Here is a 21,929-nt window from a genome sequence, read left to right as displayed (position 1 = left end):
AGCGACAAAGAAAGTAACCAAAGAAAACGCTTTGGCTGTTTCGAGTCAAAAGCCACGAGTGCGATGCCGACGCAGGCAGGTGCCACATTGGGCATCCTGCCCAAGGTGGCACCCGGCGCACGTCCATGTGCGCCGCCCTTCGGGTGTCCCTGGTCTCGCGAGTTACACGCTGCGCCCAGCAACAGCAACAACAAAGCCGAAGCGCACAGCAAAGCGAAGTCGAAGCAAAATCTCGGCAACAGCAACAGCAACAGCAACAGCAACAGCAGTGAATTCTGGTCGGCGAAAAAGCAACACTGCCCGATTCGCATCGCAGCAGCGCCAATCGGATCGATCGAAGCAAACCCAAGCGCTTGCCGTGCGCAACCCGCTAATCGCAAACGCTCATCACGAGACAAGATCGGGTAGCGAAGCGAAGCGGAAGAAACCGCACCACGACATAGCCGCGCAAAGCCGACCAGCCCTGCGGCATCTGTCAGACGGAAACGTCGCGTTGCCGCAGGCGATACAACATGTAGGCGATGCCGGTCAGGCCGGTCAGCGCGGCCGGCACGTACAGCGCCCGATAGGCCGCGTATTTGAACAGCGCGGCGCCGGCCAGCGATCCGATCAGGAACCACACGATGATCAGTGAACACAACGCCAGACGCCGTCGCGCGACCGGCAGCCCGCGCAAGGCGTGGCCCAGGGTGATGCCGAGGTCGGTGAACAGGCCGCTGAGATGAGTGGTGCGGATCAGCGCGCCGCTGTAGGTGGTCGCCATCGCGTTCTGCAAGCCGCAGGCGGCCGCGGCGAACAGCGCGCCGGCCAGCCAGCGGCGCTCGAACAGCGGCACCGATGCGAGCAGCAGCAAGGCCTCGATCGCCAAGGCGACGCCGTAGCGGCGGCCCAGGCGCAAGGTGCTGTCCTGGATGATCAATCCGCTCAGCACCGCGCCGCCGACGAAGGCGCCGATGACGCCGAGCAGATGCCCGACCGCGCGCAGATCGCCGTCGATCACCGCGGCGCCGAGCAGAGTGGTCGTGCCGGTCAGATGGGTGATGGCCTGGTGCTCGAAACCCAGGAAGCCCACCACGTTGACCATGCCGGCCACGCAGGCGAGGGCGGCAGCGCCGACCCAGACCCACGTGGCCAACCGTTGCGTCATCGCGTCAGAGTACTTCCGACGCGTAGTCCGCCAACCGCGAGCGTTCGCCGCGCCGCAAGGTCACGTGCGCGCTGTGCGCCCAGCCCTTGAAGCGATCCACCGCATAGGTCAGGCCCGAGGTCGTCTCGGTCAGATACGGCGTATCGATCTGCTCCACGTTGCCCAGACACACGATCTTCGTGCCGGGGCCGGCGCGGGTGATCAAGGTCTTCATCTGCTTCGGCGTCAGGTTCTGCGCCTCGTCCAGAATCAGCCAGCGGCTCAGGAACGTGCGTCCGCGCATGAAGTTCATCGAGCGGATCTTGATGCGCGAGGCCAGCAGGTCGTTGGTCGCCGCGCGGCCCCAGGCGCCGCCGTCCTGGTTGTGGGTCAGCACTTCCAGGTTGTCGGTCAACGCGCCCATCCACGGGGTCATCTTCTCTTCCTCCGTGCCCGGCAGGAAGCCGATGTCCTCGCCGACGCTGACCGTCGCGCGGGTCATGATGATCTCGCGATAACGCTGCTGATCCATGGTCTGCGCCAGGCCCGCGGCGAGCGCGAGCAAGGTCTTGCCGGTGCCGGCGGTGCCGAGCAGGGTGACGAAGTCGATCTCCGGGTCCATCAACGCGTTGAGGGCGAAGTTCTGCTCGCGGTTGCGCGCGATGATGCCCCACACGGCGTGCTGGTTATGACGGAAATCGTCCACGATCTGCAGGGTCACGCGCTCTTCGCCGACCTTGGTGACCTTGAGCTCGGACTCGTCGTCGCCGGGCAGGTACAGGAACTGGTTCGGATACCAGTCGTCGTCCTGCGCGCGGTTGATTTCGTAGTAGGTGCGGCCCTTCTCGGTCCAGGACTTGAGGTCCTTGCCGTGGATCTGCCAGAAATCGTCCGGCAGCGCGGTCGCGCCGGTGTAGAGCAGGCTGAAATCGTCGAGCGCGCGATCGTTTTCGTAGTCTTCCGACACGATCCCGGCGATCGATGCCTTGATGCGCAGGTTGATGTCCTTGGACACGAACACCACCGGCACGCCGGGTTCCTGCTCCTGCAACGCCAGGATCGCGCCGAGGATCTGGTTGTCCGGAATCACCGCGCTGAAACGCTTGCCCGCGTCGAACGAGCCAGTCTGGAAACGCAGCTTGCCGATGCTCTGCGCGCCGCGCAGCTGCAGGCCTTGCGGCCGGTTGAGAGTAATGCCGGTGCTGATCTTGTCGGTGCCCTCGATCTCGATCAGCTCGTTGAGGAAACGGCTGACCTGCCGCGCGTTGCGGCTCGCCTCGGAGGTGCCTTTCTTGCCGTTGTCGAGTTCCTCGATCACCTGCATCGGCAGGTAGACATCGTGTTCCTGGAATTTGAACAGCGCGGTGGGATCGTGCATCAGCACGTTGGTATCCAGCACATAGATGCGCTTGCTTCTTGTCATCGACAGCTCCGCTGGAGATAGGCGTCGGGCGACGCCGGGGGAAAAGTGCTGCGTACCGCTAGGGGGCGGATGGCTGCTGCGATCGCGCACGGCAGCGCCGCCGTGGCCCGCGGGGCGGGACGGCGTGCGATCGTGGGAATCAGGGGGCTCACTGAGTGGTGGCTTCCTCTGGCGCGCTTACTGGCCAGAATGGGTTTTGAGCGAATCGAGGACGGCCTGGGCATGCCCGGCGACTTTCACCGGACGCCATGACTGCACGATGACGCCCTTCGGGTCGATCAGGAAAGTGCTGCGTTCGATGCCCATGTATTTGCGGCCGTACAGGCTTTTTTCCTTGATCACGCCGAAGGCGTTGCACAAGGTTTCGTCCTTGTCGCTGATCAGGTCGAACTTGAAGCCCTGCTTGGCGCAGAAATTCTGGTGCGACTTGATCGAATCGCGGGACACGCCCAGCACCGTGGCGCCGAGTTTCTTGAACTTGGGCAGCAGCGCATTGAAGTCCAGGCCCTCGGTGGTGCAGCCGGGCGTGCTGTCCTTGGGATAGAAGTACAGCACCAGCCAGCCGCCGGCGTAGTCCTTCATCTTGACGGTGTCCCCGCTGGACAGGGCCAGTTCGAGGGTGGGAGCTTTGCCGCCGTAGGCGCGATCGCCGGTATCGAGCATAGTCAGAACTTCATCGGGTCCATGATGGCGTCCAGGTTCAGATGGTCGCAGAACTCCAGGAAATCGTCGCGCAGGGCGGCGATGTGCATGCTCGAGGGTACGCCGATCGTGATCTGGGCGGAGAACATATCCGCGCCGGTCTGCATCGCGCGGTAGCGCGAGCAGTGCAGGCTTTCGATGGTGATGCCCTGGCGGTCGAAGAAATCCGCCAGCTGGAACAAGATGCCGGGCTTGTCCGCGGCCACCACTTCGACGATGTAGGGCAGCAGATTGGACTGCACCTGCTTGGCGCCGGTGCGGTACCAGACCAGCTTGAGGCCTTCCTCGCGCTCCAGGCGCGTGAGCATGGCTTCCAGCTTGGCGACCGCGTCCCAGGAGCCCACCGCCAGCGCGGTGACCGAGACGTCGCGGCCGACCGTGGACAGGCGCGCATCGACCAGATTGCAGCCCGAATCGGCGATCCGGCGGGTCACCGACAACAGCGGCGACTCCGGATGCGTCGTATAGGCGTTGATCAGGAGGTGGTTTTCGTTCGGCGACGGCCGGGAAGCGGAATCGGTCAAGGCGGCGCCTGCAAGGGAGCGTAAGGCTCGGAAATGAACGGCGGCCCGGGCCCGGGCCGCGCTGTGAAGCAGCATACTTGCCCGCGCTTTCGCGCCGCAAGTAACATCGGCGGGTGTATGGCGGCGCGCCGGCACGGTTTCGTGCCCAGGCGCCCGCTTTCGCCGCAACCCAGGTCCGCCCTGCGTTTGCGTCCATAGTTCGTTTCAGGTTTTCGGCCCCCGTCCGCTCCGCCTATGCGCGGAAGCGGCCTTTCACTCAGATAGGTCCTCACTTGCGACTTTCCGGCAGCATCACCGCGCTGGCGACGCCGTTCACCGCGTCGGGCGAAATCGATCTGGACGCCTGGCACGCGCTGCTGGCGCTGCAGTTGCAAGGCGGCACCCAGGCGGTCGTGGTCGCGGGCTCCACCGGCGAAGCGGCCGCGCTGTTCGACGCCGAATACGATCTGTTGCTGCGCAGCGCGGTCGAATTCGTCGCCGGGCGGATTCCGGTGCTGGCCGGCACCGGTCTGTCCAATACCGCCAAAACCATCGAACTCACCCGCCGCGTGGCCGCCCTGGGCGCCGACGCGGCGCTGGTGGTGACCCCGCCTTACGTGCGTCCGACCCAGGCCGGATTGCTCGCGCATTACCGCGCCATCGCCGCCGACGACGCGCTGCCAATCGTGCTGTACAACGTGCCCGGCCGCACCGGCGGCGATCTGCTGCCGGAAACGGTGGGCGCGCTCGCCGGGCATCGGCGCATCGTCGGCATCAAGGAGGCGGTCGCCGATCCGCAGCGCATGAGCGATCTGCTGGCGTTCAAGTCGGACGACTTCGCCGTGCTCAGCGGCGACGATCCGACCGCGTGCCGGGCCATCCTGGCCGGCGCCGACGGCATCATTTCGGTCGGCTCCAACGTGCTGCCGGCGGCGTTCCGCCGTCTGGCCGATCTGGCCCGCGGCGGCCGTCGCGGCGAAGCCGAGGGCTGGGACGCGCGTCTGCGCCCGGTCTACGATTTTCTCGCCCTGGAACCCAATCCGATTCCGGTCAAGGCGCTGCTGGCGGCGCAAGGCATCGGCCACGGCCTGCGTCTGCCGTTGCAGCCGCTGTCGGCCATCCATCACGAAGCCGCGCGGCAGTCCGCCGCGCTGGTCGTTGAACTCGAACACCTCTGCCGCGACACGCTCGCGGCCTGAACCCCTGCAGGAGATGCTCATGCGTTCCAATGTTTCTCTGTCCCGTTCGGTCGTCGCCGGTGTTTTGCTGGCCGTAATCGCCACCTCGGGCTGCAGCTGGTTCCGCAAGGGCAACAAGCTCTATGCCCAGGCGCCGGAAAACCGTCCGCTGGAAGTACCGCCGGACCTGGACCAGCCGCGCACCGACGGCGCCATGGCGATGCCCGCCGCCGGTTCGGCCACCGCCTCCGGCCAGGCCGCCGCGCGCCCGACCCAGGCCGCTCCGGCCTCGTCCGCGAACGGTTTCACCGTCAGCGGCAATCGCGACGACACCTTCACCAAGGTCGGCGATGCGCTGGCCAAGGTCGAAGGCCTGACCGTCTCCAGCCGCGCGCAGCTGCTGGGCGCGTTCGACGTCAGCTATGAAGGCAGCAACTTCCTGGTCCGCGTCAGCACGGTGGAAGCCGGCTCCGCGGTGTCGGCGGTCGATCCGCGCGGCCTGCCGGCCACCGGCCCGGCGCCGGCCAAGCTGATCGCCAGCCTCAAGAGCGCGCTCGGCGGGCGTTGATCGACGCTTTGGCGGGTCGCCGGCTCAGGCCGGCGGCGTGCAGGATTGTGAAAACGGGCGCCGCTGGCGCCCGTTTTCGTTGTTGGTATGGGGATTGGCGCGAGGCGGCGGGCGCTGGTGTTTATGGATTTCGTGCCCGTGCCTGCAGAGTCATATCGTCAGCGATCACGCGTTATGTGCGAATGCAGCGCGCCGCCAGCAGCGTCCGATGTCTGAGCGGCAACGCCTTGGCGCCGACCGGCAAACCCGTTCGGCTCAGTTCGACGCCAGCCGCGACAGCCCTTCGTTCAACATCAACCGGGTCGCCGCGGCGCGCTGCGGCAGCGGCAGATCCTTGAGCGCGTCGAGCAGCCAGCCGAACGAGCGGCAGCGCGCCTGGCGTCCGGCTTCGTCACTGCCGTCGGCGTTCAGGCCGGCGGCGAAGCCGTCGTGCAGCAGCATGGCCTGGGTGCCGGCGGATTTCAGACTCTGCTTCGCCGCCGCCGGGTCGTAGGCCTGGCGCGGGTTCTGCAATCCGGTCGCGGCGATATTGATCAGCGCTTCGCTGAAGCGCTGGCGGCTTTGCGGCGCCAGACTTTGCGCGGCGGCCATCAGCGCCTGCCCGCTGCGATCGGCCTGCGGGTCGAACAGGCCGCACAGCGTGCTGGCGTCGCGCGGCGTGCGCGAGGCCTGGTGCAGGGCCTGGAACAATTCGTCGATGCGCCCGTCGGGCGCGCGCATCACCGTGTCGTTGGCGCTGGCCATGATCGCGGCCGGGTCCAGTTGCGACAGATCCAACTGCGACAGATCCAGTTGCGACAGATCGAAACCGCGATGCTGGGCGCCGGTCACGGCCGGGGTCAGGCACAGCGTCAGCAGCAGGCCGAAGGGCAGGAGTTTGGACATGGGACGGCGACCGGAAAGGGCTCGCGGCCGAGTCTAGGTGCCTGCGGATGAACCTTTCCGCGCCGCGCGCGGACACCCGGAGGCGAGATCGCGGAACTTTCGCCGAGACGGCCGCGCAGGCAAAGCCCGGCCGCCGATCCGGCGCCGCGCGGCCTGTGGCGGCCGGCGCGGCGCGTGCGTGTGGCGCTGGCGACTTATTCCTTCTCGACCTCGAAATAACCGTACACCGCGCTGCCGTCGGGCAGGCGGTCGTAGCCCATCGCCACCGCCACGCGGTCCGGGCTCAGCATGCCGATCTTCCACACGCTCACGCCGTCGAAACCGGCCGCGCCGGTCTTCTGGAATTCGCGCTTGCCGCCGAGCTTGTCCTGGATGTGATTGCCGGTGGAGCTGTCCAGCACCACCCACTGCGGCTGGTCCTTGTAGAGGAAAAAGCGCTTGGCGACGATGCGGTACTGGCCGTGCCACAACTGGGTCAGGGCGTTTTCCAACGCGGCCTGCTGCTCGCCGTGTTGGTCCGGGGTGAGCGGGGTGTCGGCGGAGTTGTGCGGAATCTTGTCTAACAACATGGATGAGTCCTTTGCGAAGGTGCAACCCGCGCAGCAAAGCAGCAGGGTCGTCACGATGATTTTGATCAAGCTCGATCTGAAGCCGGTCATGCCGCGAACTCCATAAGTCGTGGCGGCGCGATGCGCGCTCAGGCGCGCATCGTCGGCGCGCGCGCCGGCGCGGCCTCTTCCGGCTGCGGGGCGGCAACGGTGGGCTGCTCCTGCAGCTGGCTGCGGCCGTTGGCGGCGAACTGCTGGCCGTCGGGCGAGGCAGCCAGATCGCGCATCGACTGCTTCATCGCCGCCGGGTTGTCCAGGCTGGCGAGCATGGCGTCGAGATGGCGATCGCCGGTTTCGGCGCTGGCAACCTTCTTGATGTCCGGGTGCTGCGACGGCGAAGGGCCGATGTCGATCTTGTTCAGGCCGCCGCCGTCGACGATGTCCTTGAGCTTGACCGAAATGCTGGCGTTGGGCGTGTCGCGGCCTTCGTCCACGCGGTTGTTGTGGCCCCAGGGATTGCGTACCTGCAGCATCACCTCGCCGTGCTCGTCCTTGTACACGCGCTCGACCATGAAAGCGTGGCGATTGACCAGGCCGTCCTTGGGCGCGTCGTCGCGGAACCAGTGCGTGTCTTCGGACTTGGTCGCCAGGGTCACCGGGCGGTGTTCCTTGAGCGCGGTGTCGAGCTTCTTGTAAGCCTTCTCCATGCCCATGTCGTCGAAGTCCGAATTGCTCACGGTCTGGCCGTGCACGCCGGTCAGGGTGAACAGCGCATCGGCCGGCCAGCCGCCGTGCGCGGTCTTGTCGTAGCCCTCTTGCAGGCCGTCCTTCGGATTGCTGTCGTGCATTTTGGCGTAGGCGGTTTCCATGACCGCCGGCCAGATCGGACCGTCGCGGCCCGGATGCCCGTCCACCGTGCTGCCGCCGCGGCGGGAAAGGTTGCCCTCCAGCTCGCCCTGGCTTACTTCGATCTTGACCGGCTTGACCTCTTTATCGCCCAGGCCGAGGAAACCGGTGCTCTCTTCCTTGTAGAAGGTGACCGTGAAGGTGCCCTTGTCGGCGTTGTACTTGATCGCGTTTTCGAGCCGCTGCGGCTGTTGCTGCGCCATCGAGCCCAAGGGCGAGACGAAGTAGCAGTCGCCGAGCGAGTTCTGCTCGATGTCGGAAGAGCTGGGATGGCCGCCGGGACCGTACAGGGTCTTGTCGGTGAAGCGGCGCGCGTCGGCCGGCGGAGCGGGGGAGGTTTCTTGCGCGATGGCCATGGCCTGGTTCCTTCCTTGGTGCTGATTAGTCCGGGCGAATCTAGCGCGGCCCCCGGGGTGGGGCAAGCTGCGTTGCTGCACAGTAGGGACGGCCGATGGCCGATAATCCGGCCAGCTTTTGCCCGCCGAGCCAGGGACAGACCGATGGAAGCAGAATTCTCGACGCTGGTTGAGACAGCCAAGCGCCTGGCGTTGCTGGCCGAAACCCTGGAACGCCGCTCGGATGCGGCGGTGCAGGAGCAGCAGCAGGCGGTGCAACTGCTGGAGCAGGCGCTGGCGCGGGTCCGCGGCGATCTGGGCCAGGTGCTCGACAGCACCGGGACGCGGGTCGCGCAACTGATCCAGCAAGGGCTCGATTCCAGCCTGGGGCAGGGCGCCGAGCAGTACGAACGGGTGGTAGCGAGCGCTTCGGCGAGGCTGGGCGGGGCCAGCGAGCAGTTGGCGAAGTCGCAGCAGGCGGTCGCCTCGGGCACGCGCAAGGCGGTGATTGCCGCCTATGCCGCGGTCGCCGGCGCGATGGCGCTGCTGGTGATCGGCGGGGCGGTGCTGCTGCATTTCCAGTATCGGCAGTACCAGCAGGCGAGCGATCGTGCCGCGGCGGCGCAGGTGCGCGCCGAGCTGGCCGAGGCGTATGCGCGCGTGGGCATCACCTCGTGCGCGGGTACGCCGTGTGTGCAGTTGGACAAGGACGCGCCGCGCTGGGGCAGCAAGGGCGATTACGTGCTGATCCAGCGGTATCCGAACGAGAAGCCGCGTTGAGCGCGGCGCGGCCGAGCGCTTAAGAGCTTGCAGGCCTGTTTTTTGCTCGTCATTCTCGCGAATGCGGGCTCCGCTTTACTTCGGCGGAGCCGAACATCCCGCGACTACAAGCGTTCTCGCACGAAAGGCCCTGGATTCCCGCGTTCGCGGGAATGACGGTCTGGAGAGATGGTGCTGAAGTCTCCGGATGTTCGGCTCCGCCGAAGTAAAGCGGAGCCCGCGTTCGCGGAAATGACGAGCCCGTTGCGGCTTTGAGTGATCGCCTCAGCGCTCGATCAGATCGATCTTGCCCGGCTTGCCTTCCCATTCCTTGGCGTCGGCCAGGGCTTCCTTGCGGGTGGTGATCACCGGCCAGGCCTTGGCCAGTTCGGCATTGAGTGCGACGAACGGCTCCTGGCCGGCGGGCACGTCGTCTTCCGGGTAGATCGCGTTGATCGGGCACTCGGGCTCGCACAAGGTGCAGTCGATGCACTCGTCCGGGTCGATCACGAGAAAGTTCGGGCCTTCATGGAAGCAGTCCACCGGGCACACCTCGACGCAATCGGTGTACTTGCACTTGACGCAGTTCTCGGTGACGACGAAAGGCATGGCTGGGTCCTGGAATGTGGTCCGGTACAAGCAGGCCGGGCGGGCGATAGTGTAGCCACTCGCATCGCGCTCGCCCACGACGCCATCGGGTCGATTGCGAAGCTGCGAAGCGGGTAACGATGAAAATGGAACTGTTCGGACAGGTTTGTCCGGGCGCCCGCGCGAAAACCGCCGGAGCGGGATTTTCGCGCGAATCGGCCCGCGCCGGTGCCGCCCGCGCCGCGCAGTCCGCGCGCGCGACGGTCCGGCCGCCGGCTGTTCACGCAAAGAAAAAGCCCGCTGTCTGAGCGGGCTTTTTCAGCGACACGATCGCGTGTTTGGCGCTCCCTACGGGATTCGAACCCGTGTTTTAGCCTTGAGAGGGCCACGTCCTAGGCCTCTAGACGAAGGGAGCAGGTTGTACTTCCCGCCGGGCGCGAGCCGGGTCTGCGAGACCTGCAGACCGATGGAAGGCGGCTTGGGCGGACCGCATGGACTCTCAATCCTATGCGGCCTGCTAGTATATGCGCCGCCGTAGCCTCGGGCAACGGTTGGACCCACGAAACTTCTAGAAGGCGGCGCGCCCGCGCTCGATGCAAGCCGACAATTCCTCACTTACTCCTCAGACCTCCTTGCGGGTGATTCCGCGCGACCAGCACAACGTATCGCGCAAGGAGATCAGTCCCAACGCGCTGCGCGTGCTGTACCGGCTGCGCGACAGCGGCTTCGGCGCCTATCTGGTCGGAGGCGCGGTCCGCGACATCCTGGTCGGCGGCCATCCGAAGGATTTCGACGTCGCCACCGACGCCACGCCCGAACAGGTGAAGGGGCTGTTCCGCAACTGCCGCCTGATCGGCCGCCGCTTCCGCCTGGCGCACGTGGTCTACGGCCGCGAGATCATCGAGGTCGCCACCTTCCGCGCCAACAGCGACGACGGCAGCGGCGATCGCGAGACCGACACCGGCGGCCGGCTGGTGCGCGACAACGTCTACGGCAGCATCGAGGACGACGCGGTGCGCCGCGACTTCACCGCCAACGCGCTGTACTACGCGGTCGAGGACTTCTCGGTGCGCGACTACACCGGCGGCTTCGAGGACGTGCAGAACCGTCTGATGCGCCTGATCGGCGATCCGGAAACCCGTTATCGCGAAGACCCGGTGCGCATGCTGCGCGCGGTGCGCCTGGCGGCCAAGCTGGGCTTCGAGATCGAAGCGGCGACCGCCGCGCCGATCCCGCACCTGGCGCCGTTGCTGGCCGATGCCGCGCCGGCGCGTTTGTTCGAAGAATGCTTGAAGCTGTTCCTGTCCGGCCACGCCGTGGAAAGCTTCCTCGGCCTGGAGCGCTACGGCCTGTTGTCGGCGTTGCTGCCGGAAAGCGCCGCGGCGCTCAAGTCCAATCGCAGCGGCGCATTGCGGCGCATGGTGCTGGAAGGGCTCAAGGGCACCGATGCGCGCGTGGCCGCGGATGAGCCGGTATCGCCGGCGTTCCTGTTCGCCCTGCTGCTGTGGCCGGCGTACTGCCGCGATCTGATGGGCCTGCAGGCGCAGGGCGTGCACACCGCCGAAGCGCAGCGCCGCGCCGCCGACCGCGTCACCCTGCATCAGCTTTCGACCATCGCCCTGCCGCGGCGTTTCTCGCTGCCGATGCAGGAAATCTGGCTGCTGCAGTCGCGTTTCCAGCAGCGCCAGCGCAAGCGCGTGTTCCGTCTGCTGTCGCATCCGCGTTTCCGTGCCGCGTTCGATTTCCTGGCCCTGCGCATGGCCGCGTCGGACGAACACGCCAGCGATGTCGAGTTCTGGCGCGAGGCGCAGGCGCATCCGAATGAGTTGCTCGCTCAGCAGGAAGCGCAGTCGCAGGCCTCGGCCGGCGAAGAGGGCGAGGAAGGCGACGGCCGCGCGCCGCGCAAGCGTCGTCGCCGCCGTCGCGGAGCGCCGGTCGCGGAGTAACCCGGCCGCTGTTTCCAAGCTCATCCGGGCGAGTGCATCGGGCGCAGGCGGCGAATCCGCCTGAGGCCCGCGTCGTCGCCTTCACCCGTCTTTCCCTTCCTGCGCCAAACGCATGCCGGCTCTTTCCAGCGATCCTGCGACCGTCGCCTTCGTCGGTCTGGGCAGCAATCTCGGCGACAGCGCCGCGGTCCTGCGCGCGGCCTTGCGCGCGCTCGACGCGCTGCCGCGCACACGGCTGTCGCGAGCGTCGAAGCTGTATCGCACGCCGGCCTGGGGCCAGACCGATCAACCCGATTTCCTCAACGCCGTGGCGATGCTCGACACCGCGCTGACGGCGCGCGAGCTGTTGGCGGCGATGCTGGAGATCGAGCGCGACGCGGGGCGTTCGCGCCGCGCCGACGGCAGCGACCGCTGGGGCCCGCGCACGCTGGACCTGGACTTGCTGCTGTACGCCGAGGCGGTCATCGCCGAGCCGGGCCTGCACGTGCCGCACCCGCATCTGCACGAGCGCGCGTTCGCGCTGGTGCCGCTGGTGGAGATCGCGCCGGACGCGCGGATTCCGGGCATCGGTTTGGCGCGCCAGGCGCTGGCCGGTATCGATGCCGGCCAGATTCAGGCGGTCGGTTCGGACGATCGCTTCGAGCGATAACGGTTCGCGAGACTTCGCGGCGGCGATCGATCGGCAGCCTGCGGCCCGACCGGGCACAGCGGCCCGGCAAGCTTCGCAACAAGCCGCGCGGGATCGCGCACGGCGCGGCGAGCGGACCGCGACGCAATCCCCAGTTGGCCCGACCGCGTTGCGCCGGCGAGGGTCGCGCGCCGTCGTCGACCTGCTAAGTTATGGCGCTCTCCCCACGACGTCCGTCGCCACCGGACGAATCGCCCATGTACACCTCGGCTCCGACCGACGCCACCGCTTCCGAAAAACGCAAAGCCTGGACCGTGCCCATGCTCGCCGACGCCAAGCGCGACGGCCGCAAGCTGGTCATGTTGACCGCCTACGACGCCGGCTTCGCCCGCACCATGGATGCCGCCGGCACCGACCTGGTACTGGTCGGCGACTCGCTGGGCATGGTCGTGCAGGGCCACAACAGCACCTTGCCGGTGACCACGGCCGATATCGCCTATCACACCGCCTGCGTCGCCCGCGGCCTGTCCAAGGCGCTGCTGATCGCCGACCTGCCGTTCCAGTCCGACGCCACGCCCGAGCGCGCGCTGGTCGCCTCCACCGCCTTGCTGCAGGCCGGCGCGGCGATGGTCAAGCTGGAAGGCGCCGGGCATAAGCTGGAGGTGATCCGCTTCCTGGTCGAGCGCGAGATTCCGGTCTGCGCGCATCTGGGCCTGACCCCGCAGTCGGTGCTGCGCCTGGGCGGCTACAAGCTGCAGGGCCGCGACGACGCCACCGCGGCCAAGCTGCGCGGCGACGCGCGCGCGGTGGCCGAGGCCGGCGCCGCGATGATCGTGCTGGAATGCGTGCCGACCGGCCTGGCCGCGGCGATCACCGCCGACCTGGCCATTCCGACCATCGGCATCGGCGCCGGCCCGCATTGCGACGGCCAGGTGCTGGTGCTGCACGATCTGCTCGGCGTCAATTCGGGCCATCGCCGGCCCAAGTTCGTGAAGGATTTCCTCGCCGAGGGCGGCTCGGTCGAAGGCGCGTTCCGCACCTTCGCCGACGCGGTGCGCAGCGGCGCCTTCCCCGACGCCTCGCACTCTTACGACTGATGCTCGCGGGCGGGCGCTGGAAATCCCGCGCGCCGACCCGATATCCGAGTTTGTACCAAGCGTCATCCGGCCGGGAGCGGCCGGATTTCGTCGCGCATGGAGTGCGCCGCCCAATCACGAGTACCGCATGCTGACCGTCGATCAACTGGACGCCCTGCGCTCCACCCTCGCAAGCTGGCGCCAGGCCGGCCAACGCATCGCCTTCGTGCCGACGATGGGCAATCTGCACGCCGGCCATCATTCGCTGATCCAGCTCGCGCGCGAACACGCCGACCGGGTGGTGGCGAGCGTGTTCGTCAATCCGACCCAGTTCGGCCCGAACGAGGATTTCAGCCGCTATCCGCGCACTCCCGAGGCCGATGCCGAAGGGCTGGGCGCGGCCGGCTGCGATCTGCTGTGGTTGCCGTCGGTCGAAACCATGTACCCGTTCGGCGCGCAGAACACCGTGCAGGTGAGCGTGCCGGGCGTTACCGAAACCCTGGAAGGCGCGCACCGTCCCGGCCATTTCGACGGCGTGGCGACGGTGGTCGCGCGCTTGTTCAATCAGGTCGGCCCGGATCTGGCCGTGTTCGGCCGCAAGGATTTCCAGCAACTGGCGGTGATCCGCTACCTGGTGCGCGATCTGGCGTTCGCGCTGGACATCGTCGCCGCGCCGACCCTGCGCGAAGCCGACGGGCTGGCGATGAGCTCGCGCAATCAATACCTGTCGGCGGACGAACGCCCGCGGGCGGCCGAGATCCACCGCGTCCTGCAGTCGATGCGCGAGGCCGTTCAGGCCGGGCGCGAACGCGGGGCGGTCGAGGCCGAAGCCGGCGAACGTCTGGCCGCGGCGGGCTTCATCGTCGATTACGCCGCCATCCGCCGCCCCGACCTGAGCGTTCCTGAATCCGCCCCGGGGCAGGGCGACGGCGCCCGCGTGGCCCTGATCGCCGCCCGCCTGGGCCGGACCCGCCTGATCGACAACCTGGAATTCACCGCCTGAACGGATGCGCGGACCACCGGACGCGCAGGCGCAGCCGACAGGAAAGCTGCGTTCCGCCCAACCCGGCCCCCGCCCATGTTGCAGCGCGCCATGCGCTGCTAGACTTCAGGCCCTTCGCGCCCGCGCGCCTGCGGACCCACGAGTAACGACCATGCAACTGAACCTGCTCAAGGCCAAGATCCACCGCGCCACCGTCACCCACGCCGAGCTGCATTACGAAGGCTCCTGCGCGATCGACGGCCGTCTGCTCGATATCTCGGGCATCCGCGAGTACGAGATGGTCCACATCTACAACATCAACAGCGGCCACCGCTTCTCCACCTACGCCATCCGCGGCGAAGAGGGCAGCGGGGTGATCTCGGTCAACGGCGCGGCGGCCCACAAGGCCCAGCCCGGCGATCTGGTCATCATCTGCGCGTACGGTATCTGCGAGGAAGCCGAGGCGGCGAAGTACAAGCCGACCCTGGTCTACGTGGACCGGCACAATCAGCTGACACACACCAACCACTCGATGCCGGCTCAAGCCGCCTGATCGACCCACTTCAAGAGCCTCTCGCACGATGAGCGATGACGTCCGACTTCACGAGCTGCGCGCCGAGGTCGGGCGCGTCGCTGTCACTCCGCTGCCCCGGTTGATCGCGCAAGACCCGGCCCGCGCCGCGGATTTCGCCCTGCAAGTCGGCCCGCTCTACGCCAGCTTCGCGCGCCAGCACTACGACCGCGACGCATTGGCCTGGTTGCACAAGGCGGCCGCGGCCGCCGGCAGCGTGCAGCGTCTGCATGCGCTGTTCGACGGTGAGATCGTCAACTCCACCGAAGGCCGCCCGGCGCTGCATACCGCGCTGCGCGGCGATCTGTCGTCCTCCCAGACCGCCCGCGCCGCGCACCAACAGGCGCTGGCCGCTCGCAAGCAAATGCGCGCCGTGGTCGATCGGCTTGCCGCGAGCGAAGTCACCGACATCGTCAGCGTCGGCATCGGCGGCTCCGACCTCGGCCCGCGCCTGGCCGTGGACGCGCTGACCGGCGCCACGCCCGGCCGCTTCCGCGTGCATTTCCTGTCCAACGTCGATGGCCACGCTGCTCAGCGCACGCTGGCCGGACTCGATCCCAAGCGCACCGCGGCGCTGCTGATCTCGAAAACCTTCGGCACGCAGGAGACGCTGCTCAACGGCGGCATCCTGCGCGACTGGCTCGGCGACGATTCGCGTCTGTACGCGATCAGCGCCAACGTCGAGCGCGCCGCCAGCGCCTTCAATATTCCGTCCGAGCGCATCCTGCCGATGTGGGACTGGGTCGGCGGCCGTTACTCGTTGTGGTCGGCGGTGGGCCTGCCGATCGCGTTGGCGATCGGCATGGACAAGTTCGAGGAATTCCTCGACGGTGCCGCGCTGATGGACGCGCATGTGCTGGAAACGCCGCTGGAGCGCAATCTCGCCGCCTGGCACGCCCTGACCGCGATCTGGAACCGCAACGGCCTGGGTTATGCGACGCAAGCCGTGCTGGCTTACGACGATCGCCTCAAGCTGCTGTCGAACTATCTGCAGCAGCTGGTGATGGAAAGCCTGGGCAAGTCCACGCGCCTGGACGGCTCGCCGGTCGGCGGCGACACCGTGCCGGTGTGGTGGGGCGGGGTCGGCACCGACACCCAGCACAGCTTCTTCCAGGCGCTGCATCAGGGCACCTCGATCGTCCCGGCCGACTTCATCGGCGTGATCCATTCCGATGCGCCGTATCCGCAGAACCATCGTGCGCTGCACGCCAATCTGCTGGCGCAGACCGAAGCCTTCGCCAACGGCCAGAGCAGCGACGACCCGCATCGCGCCTATGCCGGCGGACGGCCGAGTACGACGATCTTGCTGGACGCGCTGACCCCGCAATCGCTCGGCGCGCTGCTGGCGATGTACGAACACAGCGTGTACCTGCAATCGGTGTTCTGGGGCATCAACGCCTTCGATCAGTTCGGCGTCGAGCTCGGCAAACAGGTCGCCAGCCGTCTGCTGCCGGCGCTGGCCGGCGAGGCCGAGGCCGACGATCCGGTGACGCGCGAGTTGCTGCGCAAGCTGCGCGGCTGAGCCGGCGCGCGGGTTTTCGCATGAATCGAACGGCGCCGCGGCGCCGTTCGTGTTTCCGGGAGTGGCCGACATGGCGGTGCGTTTCGATCATTTCGTTCTGACCGTGGCTTCGATCGAGGCCACCTGCGCGTTCTACCGCGCCGTGCTGGATGCGCGCGTGGTCGAGTTCAAGGGCGGGCGCAAGGCGCTGGATTTCGGCGGGTGGAAGATCAACCTGCACCGGATCGGCCACGAGTTCGAGCCCAAGGCCGCGATGCCCACCGGCGGCAGCGGCGATTTCTGCGTGATCAGCGACGAGCCGCTGGATGAGCTGATCGCGCGGCTGGGCGAGCTGGGTGTCGTGATCGAAGATGGCCCGGTGCCGCGAACGGGTGCGAACGGGCCGATCGTGTCGGTGTATTTCCGCGATCCGGACGGGAATCTGGTCGAGGTTGCGAATCCGACCTGAGATAGCCGAGAGGTCTTTTGTAGGAGGGGCTTCAGCCCCGATGCTCTTTTTTCCGATCGCGGCGAATTGATCGAAAGGCATCGGGGCTGAAGCCCCTCCTACAAAAGACTTCATGGCAACGCGGCGTTACGCAACCCCATGCCGCGCCAACGCCCACTGCACATGCTCGCGCACCATTTCGCTGGGATCCTCGCGCCTGGCGCGCAACGCCGCGATAACTTCCGGCGAATCCTCCGCATTCCCCAACGCCACCGCGATATTGCGCAACCAGCGCTCATGCCCGCTGCGGCGGATCGCCGAGCCCTCGGTGCGTTGCAGAAACTCCGCTTCGTCCCAGGCGAACAACTGCGTCAGCGTGGCCTTGTCCAAGTCGTTGCGGGCGCGGAAATCCGGCTCATCGGTGCGCTGGGCGAACTTGTTCCAGGGACAGACCAGCTGGCAGTCGTCGCAGCCGAAGATGCGGTTGCCGATCGCCGGACGCAGCTCGATGGGGATCGCGCCTTCGTGTTCGATGGTCAAATAGGCGATGCAACGCCGCGCATCCAACCGGTGCGGCGCGACGATGGCCTGGGTCGGGCAGATGTCGATGCAACGCGTGCAGGTGCCGCAATGCGCGGTCGCCGGCGTGTCCACCGGCAGCGGCAGATCGACATAGATCTCGCCGAGGAAGAACCACGAGCCGCCGTCCTTGTCGATCAGGCAGGTGTGCTTGCCGATCCAGCCCAGCCCGGCATTGCGCGCCAGCGCGCGCTCCAGCACCGGCGCGGAATCGACGAACACGCGATGGCCGAACGGCCCGACCACCTCGGCCAGACGGTCGGCCAGGCGCTGCAGGCGCTGGCGCATCAGCTTGTGGTAGTCGCGGCCCAGGGCGTAGCGCGCGACGTAGGCGCGTTCGCGATCGGCCAGCGTCGCCCAGGCGTCTTCGTCGTCGCGGCGGCCGTAGTCCAGGCCGACCGAAATCACCCGCAAGGTGCCCGGCAGCAAGGCGCTGGGACGCGCGCGCAGATCGCCGTGGCGGGCCATCCAGTCCATCGAGCCGTGCAGGCCCTGGTCCAGCCAGTCGAGCAGATAGGCTTCGTCTTCGGCCAGTTCTATACCGCTGATACCGCAACGCTGAAAACCGAATTCGCGCGCGATCTGGCGGATGCGCGCGGCCAGCGCCGCGTAATCGGGCGCGGCGGCGGGCGGAGCGGGGCGGGCGTCGGGCTGGCTCACGATGCGGCAAGTATAGAATCGCGCCATGTCCCAGATCGCTGAAACTGCGCAGATCGCCCCGACGACGGGCCTGTACGACGCCGCGGCGCTGCGCGCGGCGGAAACCGCGGCCGCGGCCGAACTCGGCGACGGCTACGCGCTGATGCGCCGCGCCGGCGAAGCGGCCTGGCGCGAGTGGCTGGATCGCTGGAGCCAGGCCTATTCGCTGCTGGTGGTATGCGGCCCCGGCAACAACGGTGGCGACGGCTACGTAATGGCCACGCACGCGCACCAGGCCGGACGCCGGGTGACGGTGGTGCGTATGGGCGAACACGCGCCGCGCGGCAAGCTGGCGCAACGCGCCGCCGCCGAGTACGCCGCCGCCGGCGGCAGCACGATCGAATTCGACGGCGCCTTGCCGGCCGCCGACGCCATCGTCGATGGCTTGTTCGGCATCGGCCTGAAACGTCCGCCGGAAGGCGAAGCGGTGGCGTTGATCGACGCCATCAACGCTCATGGCGCACCGGTGTTCGCGCTGGACACGCCCAGCGGCGTCGATGCCGATCGCGGCCGGGCCGAGGGCGCGGCGGTGATCGCCGAACGCACCATCGAGTTCATCGCGCGCAAGGCCGGCTTGCGCACCGGCGCGGCCTTGGATCATGTCGGCATCGCCAGTCTGGCCGACCTGGGGCTGCACTTGCCCGCCTACGGCGTGCATCCGGTCGCCGAATGGCTGCGCGCCGACGATCTGCCGCGCTGGCTGCATCGGCGCCGCCGCGACAGTCACAAAGGCAGCAACGGCCGCGTGCTGTGCATCGGCGGCGATCACGGTCACGGCGGCGCGCTGCTGTTGTGCGCGCAGGCGGCGTTGCGCAGCGGCGCGGGTTTGCTGGATGCGGCGACGCGTCAGGCGCATGTGGCGCCGATGCTCGCGCGCCTGCCCGAAGCGATGCCGCGCGCGGTCGAACATGCCGACGATCTGCGCGCATCGATCGATGCCGCGGACGCGATCGCGATCGGTCCTGGTCTCGGCCAGGAAAGCTGGGGAAAACAGCTGTTTTCCGCAGTGATCGAAAGCGGCAAGCCGCTGCTGCTGGACGCCGATGCGTTGAACCTGCTCGCCGCGGAGCCGCGGCTGTTGCCGAGCCAGACCATCCTCACCCCGCATCCGGGCGAAGCCGCGCGCCTGCTCGGCAGCGATACCGCGCGCGTGCAATCCGATCGCTACTCCGCGGTGCGCGCGCTCGCCGATCATTACCACTGCACCGTCGTGCTCAAGGGCGCGGGCAGCTTGATCGCCGCGCCCGGCTCGGGCGTGCGGGTGATCGGCGCGGGCAATCCCGGCATGGCGGTCGGCGGCATGGGCGATGTGCTCAGCGGCGTGATCGCGGCCTTGCGCGCGCAAGGCTTGAACTCGTTCGATGCGGCCAGTTGCGGCGCGTTGCTGCATTCGGTGGCCGGCGACTGCGCCGCGCGCGAAGACGGCGAGCGCGGTCTGTTGCCGAGCGATCTGATGCCGTGGCTGCGCCGCTGCGCCAACCCGTCCGCTGCCAATACACTGACGCGATGATGAGTCCGAACAATTCCGCGAACGCATCCGAAATCGCATCGACCGCTTCGCCGTCGCTGAGCCTGATGCTGGCCGACGCCGACGCCACCGACGCGCTCGGCGCGGCGCTGGCGCAGGCGCGCGCGCAACTCGCGCCGATGCCGGTGCTGCACGTGCATCTGCACGGCGATCTGGGCGCGGGCAAATCCACCTTGGCGCGCGCCTTGCTGCGCGCGCTGGGCGTGCAGGGCGCGATCCGCAGCCCGACCTACACCCTGGTCGAACGCTATCCGCTCAACGACGGCGGCGAGGCCTGGCACATGGACCTGTACCGGATCGGCGACGCCGGCGAGCTGGAATTCCTCGGCCTGGACGGCGGCGAGGCCTCGCTGTGGCTGATCGAATGGCCCGAACGCGGCCAGGGCTGGCTGCCGGCGGCCGATCTGCGGATCGATCTGGCCGTGGACGGCAGCGGCCGTCGCGCCGGCCTGAGCGCCGCCACCCGGGGCGGGCGCGAGTGGCTGGCGGCCCTTAGTCGGGCCACCGGTTCGCAGGCGTTTGCGGCCGACTCCTGAACGATTCCATAGGAAGTAGCGGCAGGTACCGGATTTGCAAGGGAAAAATACTTGCAATTCATCAATTCCGGTGCTTGACTTACACCCATGCGAGTAAAAGGGGCCACCGTTCAGAAATTCCTGCTTGGCCTGGCGCTGCTCGCGGCGCTGGCCTGGAATCTCGCGCACGCCAGTGAAATCAAGGGCTTGGAGCTGCGCAGCGGCGCCACCGGCACCCGCGCCGAGATCGCCCTCGACGGCGCCGGCGAATACAAAGTCATCAGCCTGAAGGGCCCCGACCGCCTGGTCGTGGACCTGCCCGCCTCGCGCCTGGGTAAGAACATCAAGCTTCCGGCCGGCGCCGGCATCGTCAAATCCGTGCGCAGCGGCGAGCCGCAGCCCGGCACCGCGCGCATCGTGTTCGATCTGGCCCAGCCGGTCGCGGCGATGAAGCCGCGTATCGAGCAGGGCGCCTCGGGCCCGCGTCTGGTGCTGGAATGGCCGGGCGACGGCAGCGAATCCGCCGCGGCGCCCGCCGCCGTGGCCGCCGCGCCGAGCGCGCCGGCACCGCAGGTCGCGGCTAACCCGGCTGTTGTAGCCGCGCAAACCGAAGCCGATCCGGCCGCGGCTTCGAACGCGGCGACCCAGAAGCTCATCGCCGAACTCGCCGCGCGCGGCGCCGCGACTCATCAGGCCGCGCCGCGTCCGGCCGCATCGACCGCGCAGTTGCCCCTGGGCGCGTCGGTGTCGGTGCAGCCCGCAGCTCCGCCGCAGGACATCGCGCAGGCCACCGCGCCGCCCCCGGCCTACAACACCGCGCCGCAGGCGGCCAATCAAGCCGTGAATCAGGCCGCCAACCAGGCGGTCTTCGAACAGGCCGCGCAGGCGCCGGTGCCGACCACGGTCGCGACCGGCGTGCCGACCCGCATCGCCACCGGCGTGCCCACCCGCGTCGCCACCGGTGTGCCGACGCCGATGCCGGGTGCGCCGGCCATGGCCGCCGAAACCGCGCCCGCGCCGGAGGCCTTGCCGCCGCCGGGCGCGGTCAAGACCATGAAGGACGTGATGCGCGGCCGCGGCATGCGTCCGTTGATCATCGCCATCGATCCCGGCCACGGCGGCCAGGACCCCGGCGCGATCGGCATGACCGGCAAGCGCGAGAAAGACGTGACCCTGGCGATCGGCCGCGAACTGGCGCGCCAAATCAATTCCACGCCGGGGCTGAAGGCCTACATGACCCGCGACTCGGACGTGTTCATCCCGCTGCCGCGCCGCGCCGCGCTGGCGCGTCAGGCCAAGGCCGACATGTTCATCTCGATCCACGCCGACGCCGCCGAAAACCGCGCCGCCAAGGGCTCGTCGGTGTACGTGCTGTCGCTCAAGGGCGCGTCCTCGCAGCGCGCGCGCTGGCTGGCCGACAAGGAAAACTCCTCCGACCTGATCGGCGGCGTGCGCCTGCAGCAGACCGACAACACCCTGGCTTCGGTGCTGCTCGACCTGACTCAGAGCGGCCACATGAAGGCCTCCGAAGACGCGGCCGGGCATGTGCTCGACGGCCTCAAGGATGTCGGCAGCAATCACAAGCCGCATATCGAGCGCGCCAACTTCGCTGTGCTGCGTACCTCGGACATGCCGGCGATGCTGGTCGAGACCGCCTTCATCTCCAATCCGGACGAAGAGCGCCGCCTGACCGATCCCTCGCACCAGCGCGCGCTGGCGCGCGCGGTGCTGGGCGGCATCAACACCTATTTCACCCGTCAGCCGCCGCCGGGCACGATGTACGCGGCGCGCGCCGAGGCCCAGCAGGCTTCGCCGGGCGGGTTTGGCGGGGGTGGCAGTCCCTGAGGTTCGCGTGGTGGCGGCTCAGGTTTTGGTGAACGGCCCTTCGGGGCCGTTTTCGTTTTTAGGGGCGGCCCTCACCCCAACCCCTCTCCC

General features: G+C 68.0%; 24 protein-coding genes, 1 tRNA gene and 1 pseudogene. 15 read left to right on the top strand and 11 right to left on the bottom strand.

The window, feature by feature from the left end; translation table 11 throughout:
• Nucleotides 1-408: hypothetical protein (locus tag AB4Y92_RS24485; RefSeq protein WP_441821991.1), on the top strand; the 408-nt coding region annotated here is incomplete at its 5' end.
• Nucleotides 409-475: 67 nt separating this feature from the next.
• Here the strand turns inward: AB4Y92_RS24485 and AB4Y92_RS24480 are convergent.
• The 4 genes from AB4Y92_RS24480 to AB4Y92_RS24465 all read right to left on the bottom strand — a co-directional run bounded on the left by AB4Y92_RS24480 (nucleotide 476) and on the right by AB4Y92_RS24465 (nucleotide 3,850).
• Entirely contained in the window at nucleotides 476-1,147 is a 672-nt protein-coding gene (locus AB4Y92_RS24480; RefSeq protein ID WP_441821990.1) for a YoaK family protein, read from the bottom strand.
• Between the two features lie 4 nt (nucleotides 1,148-1,151).
• The gene (locus AB4Y92_RS24475; protein ID WP_441821989.1) at nucleotides 1,152-2,549 is read right to left on the bottom strand and encodes a PhoH family protein; all 1,398 of its coding nucleotides are present in this window, start codon (nucleotides 2,547-2,549) and stop codon (nucleotides 1,152-1,154) included.
• Nucleotides 2,550-2,726: 177 nt separating this feature from the next.
• A complete protein-coding gene (locus AB4Y92_RS24470; protein WP_441821988.1) occupies nucleotides 2,727-3,212 on the bottom strand; it encodes a peroxiredoxin in 486 nt (161 codons plus the stop codon).
• 2 nt (nucleotides 3,213-3,214) lie between these two features.
• Entirely contained in the window at nucleotides 3,215-3,850 is a 636-nt protein-coding gene (locus AB4Y92_RS24465) for a glycine cleavage system protein R (protein ID WP_215060560.1), read from the bottom strand.
• Between the two features lie 197 nt (nucleotides 3,851-4,047).
• Between AB4Y92_RS24465 and dapA the strand changes: the two genes are divergently transcribed.
• Nucleotides 4,048-4,953 (top strand): 4-hydroxy-tetrahydrodipicolinate synthase, encoded by a 906-nt coding sequence (gene dapA / locus AB4Y92_RS24460; protein WP_441821987.1) that lies wholly within the window; start codon nucleotides 4,048-4,050, stop codon nucleotides 4,951-4,953.
• A gap of 19 nt (nucleotides 4,954-4,972) precedes the next feature.
• Entirely contained in the window at nucleotides 4,973-5,500 is a 528-nt protein-coding gene (locus AB4Y92_RS24455; protein WP_441821986.1) for a hypothetical protein, read from the top strand.
• Nucleotides 5,501-5,755: 255 nt separating this feature from the next.
• Here the strand turns inward: AB4Y92_RS24455 and AB4Y92_RS24450 are convergent, their stop codons facing one another.
• The 3 genes from AB4Y92_RS24450 to AB4Y92_RS24440 all read right to left on the bottom strand — a co-directional run bounded on the left by AB4Y92_RS24450 (nucleotide 5,756) and on the right by AB4Y92_RS24440 (nucleotide 8,195).
• The gene (locus tag AB4Y92_RS24450) at nucleotides 5,756-6,385 is read right to left on the bottom strand and encodes a hypothetical protein (RefSeq protein WP_441821985.1); all 630 of its coding nucleotides are present in this window, start codon (nucleotides 6,383-6,385) and stop codon (nucleotides 5,756-5,758) included.
• Between the two features lie 194 nt (nucleotides 6,386-6,579).
• Complete coding sequence (locus AB4Y92_RS24445) at nucleotides 6,580-6,954, bottom strand: hypothetical protein (RefSeq protein ID WP_441821984.1); 375 nt, start codon at nucleotides 6,952-6,954, stop codon at nucleotides 6,580-6,582.
• Nucleotides 6,955-7,082: 128 nt separating this feature from the next.
• The gene (locus AB4Y92_RS24440; protein ID WP_441821983.1) at nucleotides 7,083-8,195 is read right to left on the bottom strand and encodes a C2 family cysteine protease; all 1,113 of its coding nucleotides are present in this window, start codon (nucleotides 8,193-8,195) and stop codon (nucleotides 7,083-7,085) included.
• A gap of 144 nt (nucleotides 8,196-8,339) precedes the next feature.
• Between AB4Y92_RS24440 and AB4Y92_RS24435 the strand changes: the two genes are divergently transcribed.
• Nucleotides 8,340-8,954, top strand: coding sequence for a hypothetical protein (locus AB4Y92_RS24435; RefSeq protein ID WP_441821982.1), 615 nt, complete (start codon nucleotides 8,340-8,342; stop codon nucleotides 8,952-8,954).
• A 264-nt stretch (nucleotides 8,955-9,218) separates the two neighbouring features.
• Here AB4Y92_RS24435 and fdxA read toward each other — a convergent pair whose 3' ends face one another.
• The gene (gene fdxA / locus AB4Y92_RS24430; protein ID WP_441821981.1) at nucleotides 9,219-9,542 is read right to left on the bottom strand and encodes a ferredoxin FdxA; all 324 of its coding nucleotides are present in this window, start codon (nucleotides 9,540-9,542) and stop codon (nucleotides 9,219-9,221) included.
• 119 nt (nucleotides 9,543-9,661) lie between these two features.
• On the opposite strand from fdxA, the gene AB4Y92_RS24425 reads away from it, so the two are divergent.
• Nucleotides 9,662-9,829 (top strand): hypothetical protein, encoded by a 168-nt coding sequence (locus AB4Y92_RS24425; protein ID WP_441821980.1) that lies wholly within the window; start codon nucleotides 9,662-9,664, stop codon nucleotides 9,827-9,829.
• A gap of 31 nt (nucleotides 9,830-9,860) precedes the next feature.
• On the opposite strand, the gene AB4Y92_RS24420 is transcribed toward AB4Y92_RS24425, so the two are convergent.
• Nucleotides 9,861-9,936: transfer RNA gene (locus AB4Y92_RS24420), tRNA-Glu, on the bottom strand.
• A gap of 178 nt (nucleotides 9,937-10,114) precedes the next feature.
• Between AB4Y92_RS24420 and pcnB the strand changes: the two genes are divergently transcribed.
• The 7 genes from pcnB to AB4Y92_RS24385 all read left to right on the top strand — a co-directional run bounded on the left by pcnB (nucleotide 10,115) and on the right by AB4Y92_RS24385 (nucleotide 16,694).
• Entirely contained in the window at nucleotides 10,115-11,467 is a 1,353-nt protein-coding gene (gene pcnB, locus AB4Y92_RS24415) for a polynucleotide adenylyltransferase PcnB (RefSeq protein WP_215060546.1), read from the top strand.
• A 112-nt stretch (nucleotides 11,468-11,579) separates the two neighbouring features.
• Nucleotides 11,580-12,116, top strand: coding sequence for a 2-amino-4-hydroxy-6-hydroxymethyldihydropteridine diphosphokinase (folK, locus tag AB4Y92_RS24410; RefSeq protein WP_441821979.1), 537 nt, complete (start codon nucleotides 11,580-11,582; stop codon nucleotides 12,114-12,116).
• A gap of 236 nt (nucleotides 12,117-12,352) precedes the next feature.
• Nucleotides 12,353-13,192, top strand: a complete 840-nt coding sequence (panB, locus tag AB4Y92_RS24405) for a 3-methyl-2-oxobutanoate hydroxymethyltransferase (protein WP_441821978.1) — start codon at nucleotides 12,353-12,355, stop codon at nucleotides 13,190-13,192.
• Nucleotides 13,193-13,319: 127 nt separating this feature from the next.
• A complete protein-coding gene (gene panC / locus AB4Y92_RS24400) occupies nucleotides 13,320-14,174 on the top strand; it encodes a pantoate--beta-alanine ligase (RefSeq protein WP_441821977.1) in 855 nt (284 codons plus the stop codon).
• Nucleotides 14,175-14,325: 151 nt separating this feature from the next.
• Nucleotides 14,326-14,706: an aspartate 1-decarboxylase gene (gene panD, locus AB4Y92_RS24395; RefSeq protein WP_057943438.1), complete on the top strand. Its 381-nt coding sequence runs from the start codon at nucleotides 14,326-14,328 to the stop codon at nucleotides 14,704-14,706.
• Nucleotides 14,707-14,734: 28 nt separating this feature from the next.
• The gene (gene pgi, locus AB4Y92_RS24390) at nucleotides 14,735-16,246 is read left to right on the top strand and encodes a glucose-6-phosphate isomerase (protein ID WP_441821976.1); all 1,512 of its coding nucleotides are present in this window, start codon (nucleotides 14,735-14,737) and stop codon (nucleotides 16,244-16,246) included.
• A gap of 70 nt (nucleotides 16,247-16,316) precedes the next feature.
• Entirely contained in the window at nucleotides 16,317-16,694 is a 378-nt protein-coding gene (locus tag AB4Y92_RS24385; RefSeq protein ID WP_441821975.1) for a VOC family protein, read from the top strand.
• A gap of 27 nt (nucleotides 16,695-16,721) precedes the next feature.
• On the opposite strand, the pseudogene AB4Y92_RS24380 reads toward AB4Y92_RS24385, so the two are convergent.
• Nucleotides 16,722-16,808: pseudogene (locus AB4Y92_RS24380) on the bottom strand (DUF6053 domain-containing protein); the annotation flags it as partial.
• A gap of 12 nt (nucleotides 16,809-16,820) precedes the next feature.
• Nucleotides 16,821-17,939 carry a tRNA epoxyqueuosine(34) reductase QueG gene (queG, locus tag AB4Y92_RS24375; protein ID WP_441821974.1) on the bottom strand — a complete coding sequence of 373 codons (1,119 nt, stop codon included), beginning with the start codon at nucleotides 17,937-17,939 and terminating at the stop codon, nucleotides 16,821-16,823.
• Here queG and AB4Y92_RS24370 point away from each other — a divergent pair.
• The 3 genes from AB4Y92_RS24370 (at nucleotide 17,938) to AB4Y92_RS24360 (ending at nucleotide 21,839) form a co-directional block, all read left to right on the top strand.
• Nucleotides 17,938-19,461 carry an NAD(P)H-hydrate dehydratase gene (locus tag AB4Y92_RS24370; protein ID WP_441821973.1) on the top strand — a complete coding sequence of 508 codons (1,524 nt, stop codon included), beginning with the start codon at nucleotides 17,938-17,940 and terminating at the stop codon, nucleotides 19,459-19,461. The genes queG and AB4Y92_RS24370 overlap by 2 nt on opposite strands.
• Nucleotides 19,462-19,526: 65 nt before the next feature.
• The gene (gene tsaE / locus AB4Y92_RS24365; protein ID WP_441821994.1) at nucleotides 19,527-20,015 is read left to right on the top strand and encodes a tRNA (adenosine(37)-N6)-threonylcarbamoyltransferase complex ATPase subunit type 1 TsaE; all 489 of its coding nucleotides are present in this window, start codon (nucleotides 19,527-19,529) and stop codon (nucleotides 20,013-20,015) included.
• 87 nt (nucleotides 20,016-20,102) lie between these two features.
• Entirely contained in the window at nucleotides 20,103-21,839 is a 1,737-nt protein-coding gene (locus tag AB4Y92_RS24360; RefSeq protein WP_441821972.1) for an N-acetylmuramoyl-L-alanine amidase, read from the top strand.
• Nucleotides 21,840-21,929 lie beyond the last annotated feature (90 nt).

Source organism: Lysobacter sp. TAB13 (genome assembly GCF_052113885.1).
Lineage (GTDB): Bacteria > Pseudomonadota > Gammaproteobacteria > Xanthomonadales > Xanthomonadaceae > Lysobacter > Lysobacter gummosus.
The sequence above is the reverse complement of the archived record's forward strand: the minus strand, read 5'-3'. Positions and strand labels throughout refer to the sequence as shown.

Coding starts and splice junctions, on each gene's coding strand:
- AB4Y92_RS24475 (WP_441821989.1), bottom strand. CDS start 2,549: ATGACAAGAAGCAAGCGCATCTATGTGCTGGATACCAACGTGCTGATG.
- panC (WP_441821977.1), top strand. CDS start 13,320: ATGCTGACCGTCGATCAACTGGACGCCCTGCGCTCCACCCTCGCAAGC.
- queG (WP_441821974.1), bottom strand. CDS start 17,939: ATGGCGCGATTCTATACTTGCCGCATCGTGAGCCAGCCCGACGCCCGC.
- folK (WP_441821979.1), top strand. CDS start 11,580: ATGCCGGCTCTTTCCAGCGATCCTGCGACCGTCGCCTTCGTCGGTCTG.
- AB4Y92_RS24480 (WP_441821990.1), bottom strand. CDS start 1,147: ATGACGCAACGGTTGGCCACGTGGGTCTGGGTCGGCGCTGCCGCCCTC.
- AB4Y92_RS24435 (WP_441821982.1), top strand. CDS start 8,340: ATGGAAGCAGAATTCTCGACGCTGGTTGAGACAGCCAAGCGCCTGGCG.
- AB4Y92_RS24370 (WP_441821973.1), top strand. CDS start 17,938: ATGTCCCAGATCGCTGAAACTGCGCAGATCGCCCCGACGACGGGCCTG.
- AB4Y92_RS24445 (WP_441821984.1), bottom strand. CDS start 6,954: ATGTTGTTAGACAAGATTCCGCACAACTCCGCCGACACCCCGCTCACC.
- AB4Y92_RS24440 (WP_441821983.1), bottom strand. CDS start 8,195: ATGGCCATCGCGCAAGAAACCTCCCCCGCTCCGCCGGCCGACGCGCGC.
- fdxA (WP_441821981.1), bottom strand. CDS start 9,542: ATGCCTTTCGTCGTCACCGAGAACTGCGTCAAGTGCAAGTACACCGAT.
- AB4Y92_RS24470 (WP_441821988.1), bottom strand. CDS start 3,212: ATGCTCGATACCGGCGATCGCGCCTACGGCGGCAAAGCTCCCACCCTC.
- AB4Y92_RS24465 (WP_215060560.1), bottom strand. CDS start 3,850: ATGCTGCTTCACAGCGCGGCCCGGGCCCGGGCCGCCGTTCATTTCCGA.
- panD (WP_057943438.1), top strand. CDS start 14,326: ATGCAACTGAACCTGCTCAAGGCCAAGATCCACCGCGCCACCGTCACC.
- AB4Y92_RS24455 (WP_441821986.1), top strand. CDS start 4,973: ATGCGTTCCAATGTTTCTCTGTCCCGTTCGGTCGTCGCCGGTGTTTTG.
- AB4Y92_RS24360 (WP_441821972.1), top strand. CDS start 20,103: ATGCGAGTAAAAGGGGCCACCGTTCAGAAATTCCTGCTTGGCCTGGCG.
- panB (WP_441821978.1), top strand. CDS start 12,353: ATGTACACCTCGGCTCCGACCGACGCCACCGCTTCCGAAAAACGCAAA.
- pcnB (WP_215060546.1), top strand. CDS start 10,115: ATGCAAGCCGACAATTCCTCACTTACTCCTCAGACCTCCTTGCGGGTG.
- AB4Y92_RS24385 (WP_441821975.1), top strand. CDS start 16,317: ATGGCGGTGCGTTTCGATCATTTCGTTCTGACCGTGGCTTCGATCGAG.
- pgi (WP_441821976.1), top strand. CDS start 14,735: ATGAGCGATGACGTCCGACTTCACGAGCTGCGCGCCGAGGTCGGGCGC.
- tsaE (WP_441821994.1), top strand. CDS start 19,527: ATGCTGGCCGACGCCGACGCCACCGACGCGCTCGGCGCGGCGCTGGCG.
- AB4Y92_RS24450 (WP_441821985.1), bottom strand. CDS start 6,385: ATGTCCAAACTCCTGCCCTTCGGCCTGCTGCTGACGCTGTGCCTGACC.
- AB4Y92_RS24425 (WP_441821980.1), top strand. CDS start 9,662: ATGAAAATGGAACTGTTCGGACAGGTTTGTCCGGGCGCCCGCGCGAAA.